12 protein-coding genes are annotated in these 15,206 nt (G+C 66.2%); 4 read left to right on the top strand and 8 right to left on the bottom strand.

Annotated features, from left to right (window positions below; translation table 11 throughout):
• The first annotated feature begins 49 nt into the window (after nt 1–49).
• Together HY019_RS07170 and HY019_RS07175 are read left to right on the top strand one after the other, a co-directional pair.
• Entirely contained in the window at nt 50–1,279 is a 1,230-nt protein-coding gene (locus HY019_RS07170; RefSeq protein WP_290689638.1) for a diguanylate cyclase, read from the top strand.
• Nucleotides 1,276–2,526: a diguanylate cyclase gene (locus HY019_RS07175; RefSeq protein ID WP_290689639.1), complete on the top strand. Its 1,251-nt coding sequence runs from the start codon at nt 1,276–1,278 to the stop codon at nt 2,524–2,526. The genes HY019_RS07170 and HY019_RS07175 overlap by 4 nt, the downstream gene beginning before the upstream one ends.
• 3 nt (nt 2,527–2,529) lie before the next feature.
• Here HY019_RS07175 and HY019_RS07180 read toward each other — a convergent pair whose 3' ends face one another.
• From HY019_RS07180 to HY019_RS07200, 5 genes are all read right to left on the bottom strand, one after another.
• Complete coding sequence (locus tag HY019_RS07180) at nt 2,530–3,102, bottom strand: TMEM175 family protein (protein ID WP_290689641.1); 573 nt, start codon at nt 3,100–3,102, stop codon at nt 2,530–2,532.
• Between the two features lie 71 nt (nt 3,103–3,173).
• Nucleotides 3,174–3,539: a hypothetical protein gene (locus HY019_RS07185; protein WP_290689646.1), complete on the bottom strand. Its 366-nt coding sequence runs from the start codon at nt 3,537–3,539 to the stop codon at nt 3,174–3,176.
• Nucleotides 3,532–4,842, bottom strand: a complete 1,311-nt coding sequence (locus tag HY019_RS07190; protein WP_290689648.1) for a TolC family protein — start codon at nt 4,840–4,842, stop codon at nt 3,532–3,534. Before HY019_RS07190 ends, HY019_RS07185 begins: the two co-directional genes overlap by 8 nt.
• Nucleotides 4,839–7,922, bottom strand: a complete 3,084-nt coding sequence (locus tag HY019_RS07195; RefSeq protein ID WP_290689649.1) for a CusA/CzcA family heavy metal efflux RND transporter — start codon at nt 7,920–7,922, stop codon at nt 4,839–4,841. Before HY019_RS07195 ends, HY019_RS07190 begins: the two co-directional genes overlap by 4 nt.
• Complete coding sequence (locus HY019_RS07200) at nt 7,922–9,079, bottom strand: efflux RND transporter periplasmic adaptor subunit (protein ID WP_290689651.1); 1,158 nt, start codon at nt 9,077–9,079, stop codon at nt 7,922–7,924. Before HY019_RS07200 ends, HY019_RS07195 begins: the two co-directional genes overlap by 1 nt.
• Nucleotides 9,080–9,187: 108 nt before the next feature.
• On the opposite strand from HY019_RS07200, the gene HY019_RS07205 reads away from it, so the two are divergent.
• Both HY019_RS07205 and HY019_RS07210 read left to right on the top strand, forming a co-directional pair.
• Nucleotides 9,188–9,841 (top strand): response regulator transcription factor, encoded by a 654-nt coding sequence (locus tag HY019_RS07205; RefSeq protein WP_290689653.1) that lies wholly within the window; start codon nt 9,188–9,190, stop codon nt 9,839–9,841.
• Nucleotides 9,838–11,121, top strand: a complete 1,284-nt coding sequence (locus tag HY019_RS07210) for a HAMP domain-containing sensor histidine kinase (RefSeq protein WP_290689657.1) — start codon at nt 9,838–9,840, stop codon at nt 11,119–11,121. The genes HY019_RS07205 and HY019_RS07210 overlap by 4 nt, the downstream gene beginning before the upstream one ends.
• A 9-nt stretch (nt 11,122–11,130) precedes the next feature.
• Here HY019_RS07210 and HY019_RS07215 read toward each other — a convergent pair whose 3' ends face one another.
• The 3 genes from HY019_RS07215 to HY019_RS07225 all read right to left on the bottom strand — a co-directional run.
• On the bottom strand, nt 11,131–12,585 hold the full coding sequence (locus HY019_RS07215; RefSeq protein WP_290689662.1) for a UDP-N-acetylglucosamine-peptide N-acetylglucosaminyltransferase: 1,455 nt from the start codon (nt 12,583–12,585) through the stop codon (nt 11,131–11,133).
• Nucleotides 12,586–12,659: 74 nt separating this feature from the next.
• Nucleotides 12,660–14,318: a ShlB/FhaC/HecB family hemolysin secretion/activation protein gene (locus HY019_RS07220; RefSeq protein WP_290689663.1), complete on the bottom strand. Its 1,659-nt coding sequence runs from the start codon at nt 14,316–14,318 to the stop codon at nt 12,660–12,662.
• Between the two features lie 50 nt (nt 14,319–14,368).
• Nucleotides 14,369–15,206 (bottom strand): YDG domain-containing protein (locus HY019_RS07225; RefSeq protein WP_290689664.1); only part of this gene is annotated, 838 nt, incomplete at its 5' end.

A 15,206-nucleotide genomic window follows, 5' to 3' on the forward strand; every position in this document is an offset into this window, starting at 1 on the left:
GGCTGTGGCGTGGCGCCACGGCGGGTAGCGAACCGGCTGGAGATGGTATTTGGAGCTGGATGTTTCTTCACCGCAGGATCAGGGCCTGGTTGACCAGACCCTGCGTCAAGGCTTCCGGGGGCTGCGCTTCCCGGCTGCGCTGGAGCGGGCGTTTGTCATTCAACATGCCGACGAGCGCACGTTCAAGCTCATCGTGGCGGGGCTGTACTCCCTCCTCGTTTTTGGCGGCATCTTGCTGGCCGACTACCTGATGATGCCCAAGGAGCTGCCGCTGGCCATCACCATGCGCGTTGGCGTGTACGCACCCGTGGTGCTTGTCCTGCTCAAGGTGCTGCATCGATTGAGCCTGCCTCAGCTCAACGAATGGATGGTGGTGCTGGTCGGCCTGTTTGCATCCGGGATCATGGTTTTCTTGTCGGCCACGTCGGCCGAGCCTTTGGCCTATGTGAAGCTGGTCGAGCTGATCATCGTCGTCATCTACGTGGCCGTGTTCGCACGTTTCTGGCCCATGGTGGTCTTGTCTGCCCTGGTGATGGTGATCCACCTGGTGGCCATGTCTGCTGCGCACGACGTGATCGGCACGGTCAAGATCAGCTCCTTCCTGTTGCTGGCCACCACCATGATGTTTGCGCTCTACGGCACCTACAAGCGCGAGCACAACGACAGGCTGGCTTTTTTGCTGGATCTGCGCGAGCAGGCTTTGCGGCTGACCTTGCAGGAGGCCAATGCGCGGCTGGACACCATGGCCCGCACCGATGCACTCACGGGGGTGCCCAATCGCCGCTTTTTTGATGAGTTTCTGGCACAGGCCTGGTCGCGTGCGGCAACCCTGGGCCAGCCTTTGTCCCTGCTGCTGATCGACGTGGACCACTTCAAGGCCTTCAACGACCGCTATGGCCACCAGGCCGGCGACCGTTGCCTGTGCGTGGTGGCCGAGGCCATTGCGTCGTGCTTGCGCCGCCCGGTGGATGTGCTGGCACGCTGGGGTGGTGAAGAGTTCGTGGTGGTGCTTGCCGAAGCCGATACCGAAGCCGCTGCAGAGGTGGCACAACGCGTGCGCCAGGCGGTGCAGGACTGCGCCTTGCCCCATGTGGCCTCGGTGACCGCGCGCGTGGTCACGGTCAGTGTGGGGGTGGCCACGGCATGGCCTGCAGCACAGGGCAGTCAGGCTGACCTGTTGCAGCGGACTGATACGGCGCTCTACCAGGCCAAGGCCACTGGCCGCAACCGCTTTTGCGCTGACGAGGCCGTCGCGCAGAAGGTGGGGGCGCTTGCATGATCCACACCCGGCCTGTTGACATGGGCGTGGCCTGGCTGGCTCTGCGGGGCCAGTACGCGCGCGGGTTGCGCTTCACACCTGAGCTGGAGGCCCGCTACATGCAGGCCAGCGCCCCCGAGCGGCTGCAGCATCTGCTGGTGTCCGGCCTGGTGGCGGTGGTGCTGTGCAACCTGTTTCTGATCTCCGACTGGTACATGGTGCCCGACGTGTTCCACCTGTCCGTGATCCTGCGCCTGGGCGTGTTGACGCCGGTGGTGCTGGTGCTGGTGGCGGTGGGCTTCTTCACCCGGCGCTGGTGGTTGGCTAACTTGCCACCCTGGACCATGGAGTTCATCGCCATGGCGGGCACCATGTTGACCTCAACCTGCCTGGGCATCGTGATGCTGAGCACGCAGAGCCCGCACGTCGTGAGTTACCGTGCGGGCCTGATCCCGGTTCTGGTTTTTGGCAACCTCGTTCAGCGCCTGCGCTTCAGGTATGCCCTGGCTTCTTCCTTGTTCACGATGCTGGTGTATGCCTGCAGCGTGGTGAGCCGCCAGGGGCAGGCCAACCCCTACACAATCATCGAGGGCCCCATGGGCCTGCTGGTCGTGGTGGTGGCGCTTTACACGCTGATCTCGGCCTTCAACCTGGAGCTGGACGAGCGCCAGCGCTTCTTGCAGACTGAGCGCACCCAGTCCTTGCGGCAGCAGCAGGAGCAGACCAACCGGGAGCTGGAGGACATATCGAATGTGGACCCCTTGACCGGCCTGGCCAACCGGCGCCGTTTCGATGACTTCCTGGATGGTCTGTTGCGCGATCCGGCCTTTGCTGGCCGTGGTGCGGCCTTGCTGCTGATCGATGTGGACCACTTCAAGGCCTTCAACGACCGCTATGGCCACCCCTCCGGGGACCAGTGCCTGCGGCACATCGCGCAGTCGCTCAAAGAGGCCTTGCCGCAGCCCGATGGCCTGCTGTCGCGCTGGGGGGGCGAAGAGTTCGCGATCGTCTTGCCCGGTGTGGTGCCCGCGCAGGCCATGCAGGCTGCCAATGCCGTGCGCCAGGCCGTGCAGGCCCTGGCCATGCGCCATGAAGCATCAACCACGTCTGACCATGTCACGATCAGCGTGGGGGTGGCGATGCTGGGCTCAAACGACCATGGTGATGCGCTCAAGCAGGCCTTGTCGCAGGCCGACCAGGCGCTCTACCGGTCCAAGCAGGATGGGCGCAACCGTTGCACCCTGGCTGGCAGCAGCCACGCCGCCTGATCTTCAGTTCAGCACCCGCTCAATGCGGCGGTCTGGCGTCAGCCACATCAGTGCCACGGCCACGTACAAGGCCTGGGCGATCCACTGGTTGTAGAAGGCCAGCGGAATGGCCGCAGCGTAGATCACCACCGAGATGACGCCTTTCGCATCCCGCCCGATGGCCTTGGCCAGCAGGGAATCCTGGCCTTCGGTGTTGATGATGGCGTGCGCCAGGATCCAGTAGGCCACGCCAGCCATCAGCAGCACGCCGCCGTACAAGGCCGTGGGCAGGGCGGCGAAATGGTTCTCGCCCATCCAGCCCGTGACGAAGGGCAGCAGGGACAGCCAGAACAGCAGGTGCAGGTTGGCCCACAACACGCCGCCGCTGACCTTGTGCGTGGCGTGCAGCATGTGGTGGTGGTTGTTCCAGTAGATGCCCACGTAGATGAAGCTCAGCACATAGCTGAAGAACACGGGCAGCAGGGGCTTCAAGGTGGCCAGGCTTTCGCCGTGCGGCACTTTCAGCTCCAGCACCATGATGGTGATGATGATGGCGAGCACACCATCGCTGAAGGCTTCGAGTCGGGTCTTGTGCATGCGCGTGCGTCCTGGCCGGGTGGGAGTCCGGCCAGTTTAGCGGCGCAGGGCATATGGCGGCTCGGTGCGGTTCAGTTTGCCGTCGGCGCTGCGGGCAAAGCGGCGTCGCAATGCCTGATGTTGATGCGGATGCGCTGGCCAACCGCGACATGCATGTCCGGGGTAGTGGGTACGACCATGGTGTGCCGCAGGTTCGGGTTGCCGCCGAAGGCATAGCTGGCCAGCACGTAGGGGCCGCTGGTGGCGGCGGTGTGGCCAGACGGGCGGCAGTCCCGGTAGGCCGATCGAACGGGCGCTTGCGCGTCCACGATGGCTTCGACGCGTGCGCGGCGCCAGCCTTGCGCGTAGCCCTCTGTCTGGTCGGTCATGGCGGCGCCGCAACCCGACATCAAGGGGCTTGCCAGCAGGGCCAGGCCCCAGCGCACCAGATCACTCATCATCGAACTCCCAGGTGTCATGCAGGTCCAGCTTCAGGCGCAAGGCGGCATGACGAGCCTGCGCACGGGCATTGATTTCCGCCAGCGCGGCATCCATGAACTGGCGGCGCGCCAGCAGCACATCGGACTGGCTGTACTCACCCAACTGCCAGCCGCGCACCATGGTCTTGAGCAACTGCTCGTGGCGTTGGCGGGCCTGGTCCTGGCTTTGCCAGGCGCTCAGGGCCGACTGCGCCATCAGCCAGGCGGTCGCTGCTTCGGTGCGGACCTTCTGCCGAATGGCCTCGGCCTGTTGCTCGGCTTCGGCGCTTTGGGCCTGGGCCTGCCGGTCTGCCGCGCTGCGTGCGCTACCGGCAAAGGGCACGCTCAGGGACAGGCCCAGCACCCGCTCGGCCCCGCCGCGCTCCGATGCGGCGTACACGCCCAGGGTCGGGTCGGCCGATTTGTCCAGGCTGATGCGGTGGGCGCGCGCGCTCACCAGTTCGGCATGCAGCCGGGCCATGCGCCACTCGTGGCTGCGCTCTTCCAGCCATTGCGTGACGGTGGTGCCGGGCTCGGCAGGGAAATCAGCCAGGCTCGGGGCCCGGAGTTCGGTGGGTGCTGTGGCGGTCAGCCCCGGGAACTGGGTGTCCAGCAAGGCACGCGCGGCGGCCTCGCTGGCTTGCGCGCTGATGAGGTTGGCTTGCACCTGCGCGGCGCTGGCTTCCTGCAAGCGGGCCTCGGTGCGCGCGGCATCACCGGCCTTGACGCGGCGCTCGGCGTGCCGCGTCAGCTCGGTCTGGTCTGCCACCTGGCTTTGCCACAACTTGACGGTGGCCTGCTCGCGCAGCCAATCCACCCAGGCCCTCAGCAGGCCTCTGGATGATTCGTGGATGGCATCGGCGCGGCGGATCTGCGCCAGCTTGATGGCGGCTTCACCGATGGCGCTGTCCTGACTGGCCTTGCCTGTGCTGCGCAGCGTGCGCTCCAGGGACAACTGGGTCTCGGTGTAGCGCTGCCTGTCTGTCAGGCCATCGGCCAGCTTCTCGCTGGTGCGGCGTTGCTGCCCGGCCAGGCGCATGGTGAACTCGTAGGGGCCCGCCTTGAGCCGCTCGGCATCGGCCTGATCGGCCTGCTGGGCCGCAGCGGCAGCGCGCACCTCGGGGCGGGCCAGGATGTGCTGGCGTACCAGCTCTACCGGGGGGAGTTCGTCAGCGGGCGCCTCGGCCGCGTGGGCTGTTTGCACCGCTTGAGCGGCCAGCAAAGCCAGTGTGAGCGCCGACAAGGCGCGTGAGCAATGATTGATCATGGTGGTGTGGCTCATGTCCGTGCCGCCTCGCTGACGCCGTAGCGCCTGAACAGGATGGGCAGCAAGACGAGCGTCAAGGCAGTGGAGGACACCAGGCCGCCGATCACCACGATGGCCAGCGGGCGCTGGATCTCGGAGCCGGGGCCGGTGGCGAACAGCAGGGGCAGCAGGCCGAAGGCAGTGATGCTGGCCGTCATCAGCACCGGGCGCAGGCGGCGGATGGCGCCGTTGCGCACGGCGTCCGCCACGCTGTGGCCTTGTGCCAGCAGCTCGTTGAAGTGGTTGACCAACACCAGCCCGTTGAGCACGGCAATGCCCATCAACGCGATGAAGCCCACCGAAGCCGGCACCGACAGGTACTCGCGCGCCGCAGCCAGGGCGAACACGCCCCCAATCAAGGCCAGCGGGATGTTGAGGAAGACCAGCGAGGCCTGCCTGGCACTGCCAAAGGTCGTGTACAGGATCAGGTAGATCAGGCCCAGCGCAATAGGCACCACGATGGCCAGCCGCTGCGCGGCACGTTGCTGGTTCTCATACTGGCCACCCCAGGTGATGCGGTAGCCCGGCGGCAGCTGGATGGCCTTGGCCACGGTGGCTTGTGCTTCGGTCACGAAGCTGACCAGGTCGCGTTCGCGCACATTGGTCGTGATGGCCGCAAAGCGCGAGCCGTTTTCGCGGTCGATCTTGACGGGGCCTTCGGTTTCTTCCAGTGTGGCCAGTTGGGCCAGCGCCACGGGCGCGCCATCGCTCATGGGCAGTTGAAGCTGCGCAAACAGATCTGGTGTGAGCGACAGGGCACTGGGGCCACGCACGATGATGGGCACGCGGCGGCCTTGCTCCAGCACGAAGCCCGGGCTTTGGGATTCCAGCAGCGTGCGCAGGTCTTCCTGGGCTTGCTCCACGCTCATGCCATGCAGGCCCAGGGCCTGGCGGTCAAATACCACGCGCAGGTAGCGCAGGCCGCTGTTCTGGATGAGCTGAACGTCTTCGCTGCCTTGCGTCTTCTTGAGGATGCCTTCCACCTGCGCCGACAGCTTGCCCAGCATGGCCAGGTCCGGGCCGAAGACCTTGACCGCCACGTCACCACGCACGCCCAGGATCATCTCGTTGACGCGCATCTCGATGGGCTGGGTGAAGCTGGTCGCCACGCCGGGCAACTGCAGCAGCTGTTCACGCAGCTTGTCGAGCAAGGCATCCTTGTCGGCCACCTGCCACTCGCTCTTGGGCTTGAGCACCAGGAAGGTGTCGGTCTGGTTCAGGCCCATGGGGTCCAGGCCCAGCTCGTCCGAGCCACTGCGTGCCACGATGCCTTTGACCTCGTGCACGGACATCAGCGCCTGCTGCACCCGTGTGTTGAGCTGCAAAGCCGTGGGCAGGTTGATGGCGGGTGATTGCTCCACCGACACGATCACATCGCCTTCGTCCATGGTGGGCATGAAGCTCTTGCCCACCATCAGGAAGCCGATCACGGCACCCACCAGGCTCAAGGCCGTGCCGGCCAGCCAGGGGGCGGGTTGGCGCAAGGCGCTGTCGAGCAGGCGGGTGTAGCCCCTGGTGCTCAGGCGCACCAGCCACGGGTCCTGATGGGCGCCGGTCTTGAGCATCAGCGAAGCCAGCACCGGGATCACCGTCAGCGACAGCAGCAGCGAGGCGCCCATGGCGTACAGGATGGTCAAGGCCACGGGCTTGAACAGCTTGCCCTCCAGCCCTTCCAGTGTCAGCAGGGGCAGGAAGACCAGCATGATGATCAGCACGCCTGAAGCCACGGGTGTGGCCACTTCTTCCGCACCCATGCGGACCAGGCGGATCAACTGCCCGATGCCACCGCTGTGTTCAGGGTGCGCCGGGTGCGCCAGCTTGGCCTCGATGTTTTCCACCACCACCACGGCCGAGTCCACCAGCATGCCAATGGCAATGGCCAGGCCACCCAGGGACATCAGGTTGGCGGTCAGCCCCGTCTGGCGCATCAGCCAGAAGGTGGTCAGGGCAGACAAGGGCAGCACGATGGCCACCACCACGGCAGCACGCAACTGGCCGAGAAAGAGCAGCAGCAAGACCAACACCAGCACGATGGCCTCGGTCAGCGCCTTGCTGACGGTGTGCACGGCCTGGCCGACCAGGGCCCCTCGGTCATAGAAGGGCTCGATGTGCACGCCCTTGGGCAGGCTGCGCGAGATCTCTTCCAGCTTGACCCGCACTTGCGTGACCACCTTGTTGGCGTCGGCACCGCGAAGGCCCAGCACCAAGCCCTCTACGGTTTCGCCTTGGCCATTGCGGGTGACGGCGCCATAGCGCGTCAAGGCCCCGATGCGCACCTCGGCCACATCGCCCACACGCAAGGCCGTGCCTTGATGGCGGCCGATCACGGTGGCCGCCACGTCTTCCAGATTGCGGATGCTGCCCTCGGCGCGCACCAGCAGGGCTTCTTCCCCGGCGATCAGGCGGCCTGCGCCATCGTTGCGGTTATTGGCCGCCAGGGCCTCGCGCAACTGCGTGATCGACAAACCACGTGCGGCCAGCTTGACCGGATCAGGCACGACCTCGAACGCCCGGACGGAGCCACCCAGCGCGTTCACGTCGGCCACACCAGGGATGCCACGCAGTTGCGGGCGGATAGTCCAGTCCAGCAAGGTGCGTTTGTCCTGCAGGGACATGGGGCCCTCGATGGTGAACATGAACATCTCGCCCAGCGGCGTGGTCACCGGGGCCAGGCCGCCGCCCACGTTCGCCGGCAGGTTGGCCTGGGCGCTGGCATAGCGTTCACCCACTTGCTGGCGGGCCCAGTAGATGTCGGTGCCTTCTTCAAAATCGATGGTGATGTCGGCGATCGCGTACTTGGAGACCGAGCGCATGCTGCGTTGACCAGGAATGCCCAGCAGCTCCTGCTCGACCGGTTGCACGATGCGGGATTCGACCTCCTCGGGCGTCATGCCTGGTGCCTTGAGGATGATCTTGACCTGCGTGGGCGAGACATCCGGGAAGGCATCAATGGGCAACTGCCTTGCCGCGTTGAGCCCCAGGCCCACCAGCACACAGGCGGCCACCAGCACCAGCAGGCGCTGCAGTAGCGCGGCTTCAATCAGGCGCTTGAGCATCATTGCGCTCCCAGGCCTTGCAGCACACCCTTGAGCGCCACCGTGCCCTGGTTCACCACGAGGTCATCGGCCTTGAACTGTGCCGGGGCGATGGGGGTGATCTGTGTCTGGGCGGTTTGCGGGCCGCTGGCCGCCTGCTGGCTGACCACGCGCACGGCCACAGCCTGGTAGCGGGTGCCGCGCTGCACGAACACGATGTCCTGCCCGTCGTGCCGCAGCACGGCGGTGGCGGGTACCAGCCAGCTTGCGGTCTGGTTGACGCTGTCGGCGCTCAGGGCTACTTCGGCTTGCACACGTTGCTGGGGCAGGGCGCAGTCATTGGCCTGCGGCCATTGCGCACGCAAGGCCAGGGTCTGGCTGCCGGGGTCCAGCTCGGTGTTGATGCTCACCAGCGTGGCCGGCATGGCGCAACCACTGATGCGGACCAGATCGCCCTTGCGCAGGCGGCGGGCCACAGCGGCAGAGGCTTGCAGGTCGATGGCCAGGGCGCCTTCGCTGGCGAACTTCAGCACGGGCGCGCCCGCGTCCACACGCTGGCCGGGTTGCACCAGCATGTCGATGACGGTGCCGCGGCCGGGCGCGTTCAGCGTCACGCGGCCAGACAGGCCGCCATGGGGCTTGACGCCGGCCATCTGCAGCAACTGCCCGCGTTCCCGAACCGTGGCTTGTGCAATCTGCAGTTGGGCCTGGCTGGCCTGCGCGCGCGAGCCGGCAATGATGCCTTCGGCCAGCAAGGTCTCGTCGCGTTGGGCGGTTTGTTGTGCCAGTTTCAACTGCAGCATGGCCTGCTGGTATTCGCGCTGCCACTCCACGATCTGCGGCGCGTTGAGGGACACCAGGGCCTGGCCGGGCTTGACCGCATCGCCCTTGGACGCATGCACCTGTTCAACCAGCGCCGCAACGGGCACGCTGATCACGCGCAGCAATGAGGGAGGCAGCGTGACCTGGCCTTGCAGCACCACGCGCCCGGCATCGCCGGCAGGCTGGATCTGCGTTGCGCGAATGCCCAGGCTTTGAACCTGCGCCGGCTTGAGTGTGAGGGTGTGGCTGGTGTCTGCGGCCTGAGGCGCGGCGTCAGACGGGAGCATGTAGGTGCTCAGGCCGGCCAACATCATGGCTTGCAGCAAGAGGCGTGGAAAGGAGTGGGCAGGCAGCATGGGCATCCATGTGATTTGTTCTGCCACGCACTCTAGGCAGCGAATCTGAACGCAGGCTTAAGACCTTGTGCCCGCCGCAGTGCTACCTTTGCACCTGAGGACACACCCATGAGACTGCTGCTACTTGAAGACGACACCATCCTGGGCGACGGCCTGGCCGAATTCCTGAGATCAGAGGGCCACGTTGTGGACTGGTGCAAGCGCCTGCTTGATGTGCAAGCCCTCCAGGGCGAGCCCTACGACGTGCTGCTGGTGGACTGGCAACTGCCCGATGGCTCCGGACTGGACTGGATTCGGTCGCTGCGTCGCAAAGGGGTGTGCACCCCCGTTGTGATGATGACCGCGCGCGACCTGCTCGATGACCGCATCAAAGGCCTGGACTCTGGCGCCGATGACTACCTCGTCAAACCCTTTGCACCCGAAGAGCTGGTGGCCCGCCTGCGCGCCTTGCAACGGCGCACGACCGGGGCCACCAACGCACGCGTCCACATCGGCGAGGTGGAGGTCGACCTGATGGCCAAGGCGGTGTACCTGCAAGGCGAGCGTGTCGACGTGACCCAGCGCGAATGGCGCGTGCTGGAGGCCTTGCTGCAACGTGCCGGGCGGGTGGTGTCCAAGAACGACCTGGAGTCGCTGATGCTGGGCCTGGGTGGCGAGCTGGCCAGCAACTCGCTGGAGGTGCACATATCCCGGCTGCGCCGCAAGCTGGGTGCCGAGGTGATCGAGACCGTGCGTGGCATGGGCTACAGGGTGAGCACATGACCGATGCGCCCTCCATCCGCAAGGGCTTGTCCCGCGTGGTGATTCAGGTCTCGCTGGCCTGGAGCGTGGCCGTGTTCGGCGTGGTGTGGTTCACCGTGCACCACAAGCTGGACGAGGTGCTGGATGGCACGCTGCAGGAGTCGGCCGAAATCCTCTATGGCCTGCTCAAGCCCAATGCCGAGCGCTTGCCCATCGGCTCGGGCGGTTCGCTGCCAGCGCCGCCGCATCATGAGCGCATGGTCTGGCAACTGGTGTCGGGTGACCAGCGTGTGGTGTGGCGGTCGCACAGCGCGCCGGCGCAGCCGCTGGCCACGGCCCACCGCGAACGCTGGTCTGCAGACTCACCCGACTGGCATGTGTATGGCATCCCCTTTGATGACCAGGGCACCATGCTGTATGTGGCCCAACCCCATGGTGAGCGGAGCCAGGCGCAATTTGAGGCCGCCTTGTTGACAGCCGGTGGTGCCTTGGCCGTGGGCCTGGCTTGCGCCGTGTGGCTGCGCAGGCGGGCGGGCAGGGAGCTGGGGCCTTTGATGGACCTGTCCCAGCAGGTGGCGCACTACCACCCTTTGGAGCCGGGCTCTTCACCGCCCTTGGCCACGCGAGAAGAGTTGCGCCCGGTGCGGGACGCCATCGTGCACCTGGGGGACAGGCTGGCGCAGAACATCACCAGCGAGCGGGCCTTCAGCGCCAATGCCGCCCATGCCTTGCGCACGCCGCTGGCCGGGCTGGGGGCGCAGCTGGCCATGCTGCAGCGAGAAAGCCCGGCCAATGTGCAGCCGCGCATCCAGCGTGCGCGCGAGGCGTCGGACCGGCTCAGCCGGGTGGTCACGGCGCTGTTGTCCCTGTTCCGCAGTGGCGGTGAAATCAGGCCCAGGCATATCACCTTGGCGGCCTTTGTGCAGGACTTGCCCTTGCCGGGCCTGGCCATCGGCGTAACCGGTGATGCCGAGGTGGAGGCCGATCCAGATCTGCTCGCGGCGGCTTTGTTGAATCTGTTGGATAACTCAGTCCGCTATGGTGCTACACAGGCGCAGGTGTCGTTCCGTCATGACGCTGCTGCGGTTGTGATCCGCCTGGTTGACAACGGCCCCGGCGTGGACGAAGCCGCACGCAAGCGCATTGGTGCCGCACTGGCCACCCAGCACTACGAGCAGGATATGGGCCTGGGGCTGATGCTGGCCGACCGCGTGGCCAGGGCGCACGGTGGGCAACTCGTGCTGGTGCCTGTTGAGCAGGGCTTTGGCGTGGAACTCAGCTTGGGCTGGCGCCAGCGGTAAAGCCGCTGGTCAGAGGTCCAGCGCGGCAGGCGGCAAGCCGGCGCGGTGCCGGGCCCACATCAGATCGAACAGCGCTTCCAGATCCTGCGTGTAGCCGGGCACATCGAACAGTGCGGCGTTGCAGATCAGGCCGCCGAGCTTGGCGCGCAAGGCCTGCAGGCGGTCGGCATCTGTTGCCAATGCCAGCGCCAGCGCCTCATAGTCAGCCGGCGTGCTGGTGATCAACTCCGGCAGGCCCACGGCTTGCAACAGGCTGCCCGCCACGCGCGAGGCAAAGGTGTCGCCTGCACAGGTGATCAGTGGCACGCCGGCGGCCAGGGCGTCACTGGCCGTGGTGTGGGCGTTGTAGGGCCAGGTGTCCAGCACCAGGTCGGCCAGGGGCAGGCGGGCCAGGTGTGCCTCTTGCTGCATGTCGGGCGCAAAAACCAACCGGTGTGGCGAGATGCCGCGTGCCAGGGCTTCCTGGCGCAGATTGCCTTCTGCCTGATCGCATTGCAGCAGCCACAGCACGCTGTGCGGCGCGGCGCGCATCACCCGGCACCAGATGTCGAACACCTGCGGGGTGAACTTCCAGGCCTGGTTGAAGCAGCTCAGCACCAACGCGCCTTCGGGCAGGCCCACATCGCTGCGGGTGGGGCCGCCTTGGCCAGGCGGCAAGCTGGCGCGGCCATGTGGTTGGTAGCTGTGCGGCATGCAGGCCAGGGCCTCGGTGTAATCGGGCTGGGCGGCGTGGGGTGTCACGAAGCGGTCGCTGACCAGGTAGTCCACAAAGTCCCGCCCCAGGGTGCCCGGGTAGCCCAGAAAGCTCACCTGGATGGGCGCGGGCCGCCATGACAACAACATGGTGCGGCTGCCTGCGGTGTAGCCTTTGAGGTCCACCAGGATGTCGATGCCATCGGCATGGATGGCCGTGGCCGCCTGCTCATCGCTGAGTTCACGGATGTCATGAAAGTGATGGAAGGCACGCAAGAGGCGATGCCGCATGGGGCTGTCATCCAGCGCGCCGTGGCTGTAGGCATGCAGCTCGAAGCGGGTGCCGTCGTGGGCCTCCAGCATCTCGATCATCAGCAGGGCGGTGGCGTGCTGATGAAAGTCGCTGGACAGGTAGGCAATGCGCAGTGGTGCGCCGGGCTGGCGCGGCCGGGCTGGTGTCGAGAAGGTGCTGATGGCCGCTGTGCGGGCGTCGTGCTCTGGTGGCATCCGCGAATCCAGCCAGGAGGCGGCGCATTGCCTTTGCTGGTGCGCGCTGATGCCGGGGATGGACAGCAGGTGAAATGGGGGCCAAGGCGGGGGGCGGGCTGCGCCCTGGTTCACCGGTTTGCCCATGTCGGGCATCTGGCCCAGGTCGGTGTGCACCTGTGCTGTCCGACTGTCGAACTCCTCCCATTCGCACCAGGCCCGGCTGCGGGCGTAGTGTCGGATTTGTCGGGCGCGTGGGCTGTCGGGCGGAGCAGGGGCGGGCATGAGCATGCGCCGCAAGAATCAGGCCCAGCTTCACTGCATTCGCAAACCTTGCCGCCAAGTGCCGCCCAGGGGCGTCAGTCAAATCGGCGGCTGAGGGTGACAAAAAAACGAACCGGTTGATCGGGTGTTTCCGCCTGCGAGGCCCCACCGTGCAGCCGGCCGGCCAGCGTGGATTCGACGCTCCAACCTTGATGGCTCCAGCGCACACCCAGGCCGGCGCCGGCGATCGTGCGCTGGTTGGCCACGCTGTCGTCCCACGGATGGGCGTTGAGTTTGATCTGGCCCGCGTCGGCAAAGATGAAGGGTGTGAAGTCCCCCGTGCTCATGCGCAACTCGAACTGGGCGAGCCAGCCTTTGTCGCCCGTGGCTTCACCCAAGGGGTAGGCGCGCACACCGAGGAAGCCGCCCAGGCCGTATTTCTCGGACGAGTCCAGGTTGTCGGGTGTCCATTGCGCCGATACCCGGCCGTAAGCGCTGAACGCGCCTGTCAGCTTCTGGATACGGGCGATGTCGATATTGGCTTTGGTGAAGTGCCCGGCGCTGCGGGCCGTGGTGTCGTCGACGGCCTGCGATGCCGCATCCAACTGCAATTGCCCGGCACTCAGGCTGATCTGGCCGTAACTCACACCGCCGCCGAACAGGCCGTCACGGTGATCGAACTGCGCGGCCAGCATCAGCAACTGGCTGGATTTGTCTTTGACGAGGTCGGCCGCGTCGTAGCGGTCTTGCAGGTTCTTGTGCAGGTACGTGGTGGACAGCAGCAGATTGGACACCTGCGAGCGCAGCATGGGGTAGCTCAGCTTGACAGTGCCTGTGTCGGCATAACCATGGGCCTCCAGCGCGGCGAAGGCGCCACCAAGCTGGTAGCTGGTGCGTGCCCAGCCGATCTGGCCTCGCCATCCTTCGACACCCAGTGGGGCATCGTAGTCCAGCGAGCCCAGCCACATGTTTTCGTTGGTGCGCAGGGCGTTGATGGCAAGGCGGTCACCGAAGCGGAACGGGCTGTTGACGGCCAGCGAGGCCTTGGCGCGATAGGGCCCGGTGCTGCGGCTGCCGATGTTGTCCAGCCCCAGTTCGCCGGAGACATGGTTCTCACGTTCCACGCCCACCACCAGATCGCCCTCACCCAACTGGGCACCGGGCTTGAGCACAGGCCGCACTTTGAAGCCGGGCTGATCATTGAGCAGCAGCATGGTGCGCTCGATGGACGTTTCACGAATGGGCTCGCCTTGTGGCAAGCCGTGGGTCAGGAAGGGCTGCGCAGAGGGCACAAGGGGGTCTTTGCCCTCCACGGTGGCCTTGCCCAGCACGCCTTCAACGATCCGCAGGGTGAGCACGCCGTCATTGACCCGCTGCGGTGGCACCGCAACCTGGACGAATGGGTAGCCGGACTGCTTGTAGAGGCCCGCCACGCCTTGGGCCAGGCCCTCGATGTCGCGCAGGTTCAGGGCTTGCTCCGGCAAAGGACCCAGGCGCTCGAGCAGGGCGGTGCAGGCGATGGCGCGGCAGCCCTCCAGCTGCAACCGGGTGATCTTCACGCGGGCGCCGCCCGACACCTCTCCGGCGATGGCAGGTGCGGGCGTGGATCGGGGAAGGGCGGCCGGATCGGCCGTCTGCGGCGCGGGGGGCGTCGGGCCTTGGAGCTCGGTGGCGGCGAAGCTGGGCGAGGCGTGGGCGATCAGGCCCAGGCAAATCCCGGCCATCAGGCGGTGCGGATCAGCGGTGCGTTTCAACGTGAGTCCCGTGTGTTGAATAGTGTGGTCTGGGGCGTTTGACGTCGGGTTCAGTTTGCCCTGGCCGAACGCGTATTGGTGCCGGAATTGATGCCGCCGTCAATCACATAGATGTCCAAAGGCCCATTGGCGCTGGGAACGGCCGTCCCCGCGATGCCCGGTCGAGCAAGGCGGCTGCGGTTGTTGCCCGTGTCACTGACGCGCTCTCCTACCTGGCCCTCGGTGCTGTTGCTGGTGTCATTGCTGGCACTGGCGACACTGGTCGAGTTGGTCGTGCTGGTCGTGCTGACCAGGGGGGCTGCGCGCGGTTGCTGGAGCGTGGCGTTACGTGGTGCCTCGCTCGTGCTCAGGCTGACGTAGTTCAGGTTGCCTGCGCCGGGGCTTTGGGGGTTGGGGCCCAAAGCGTGCAGCGCGTTGTCAGGGAAATTGGGTACAGGGGCGGTCTTGGGCAGGAACTGTTCAACCGTGGGCAAGGCCTGTGTGACGGTGGGCGTTGGCGTCACGGTGGGGGCCGGTGTGATGACGCCACTGGTGTTGGCCACGGTGGTGACTTCGTAGTTGCCACCTTGGTTGCCGTCGTTGAGCGTGTAGCCGCCAACCGTGATGGTCTTGCCGGTGCCCGCGTTCTTGTTGGCGTAGACCTGGCTCAGGCCCGTCACGGTGTCGTTGCTCAGCAAGCCGCTGACGGTGGGTGTGCCGCTGGAGGCCGTCGTGCCGTCATAGGTCTTGCTATCGCTGCCTGCGCTCAGCGTCAACGCAGCGCGGCCGATGACCAGGTTGGCGTTGCTGACGGTCACGTCATAGTTGCCGGCGTCGTTGCCGCCCACGCTCAGGTTGGAGGTGTAGGTGCCTGCGTTGCGGCCCGAGGCCAGCCCGCTCACGCTGATG

The sequence above is a fragment of the Aquabacterium sp. genome (assembly GCF_016195855.1).
Lineage (GTDB): Bacteria > Pseudomonadota > Gammaproteobacteria > Burkholderiales > Burkholderiaceae_C > Aquabacterium.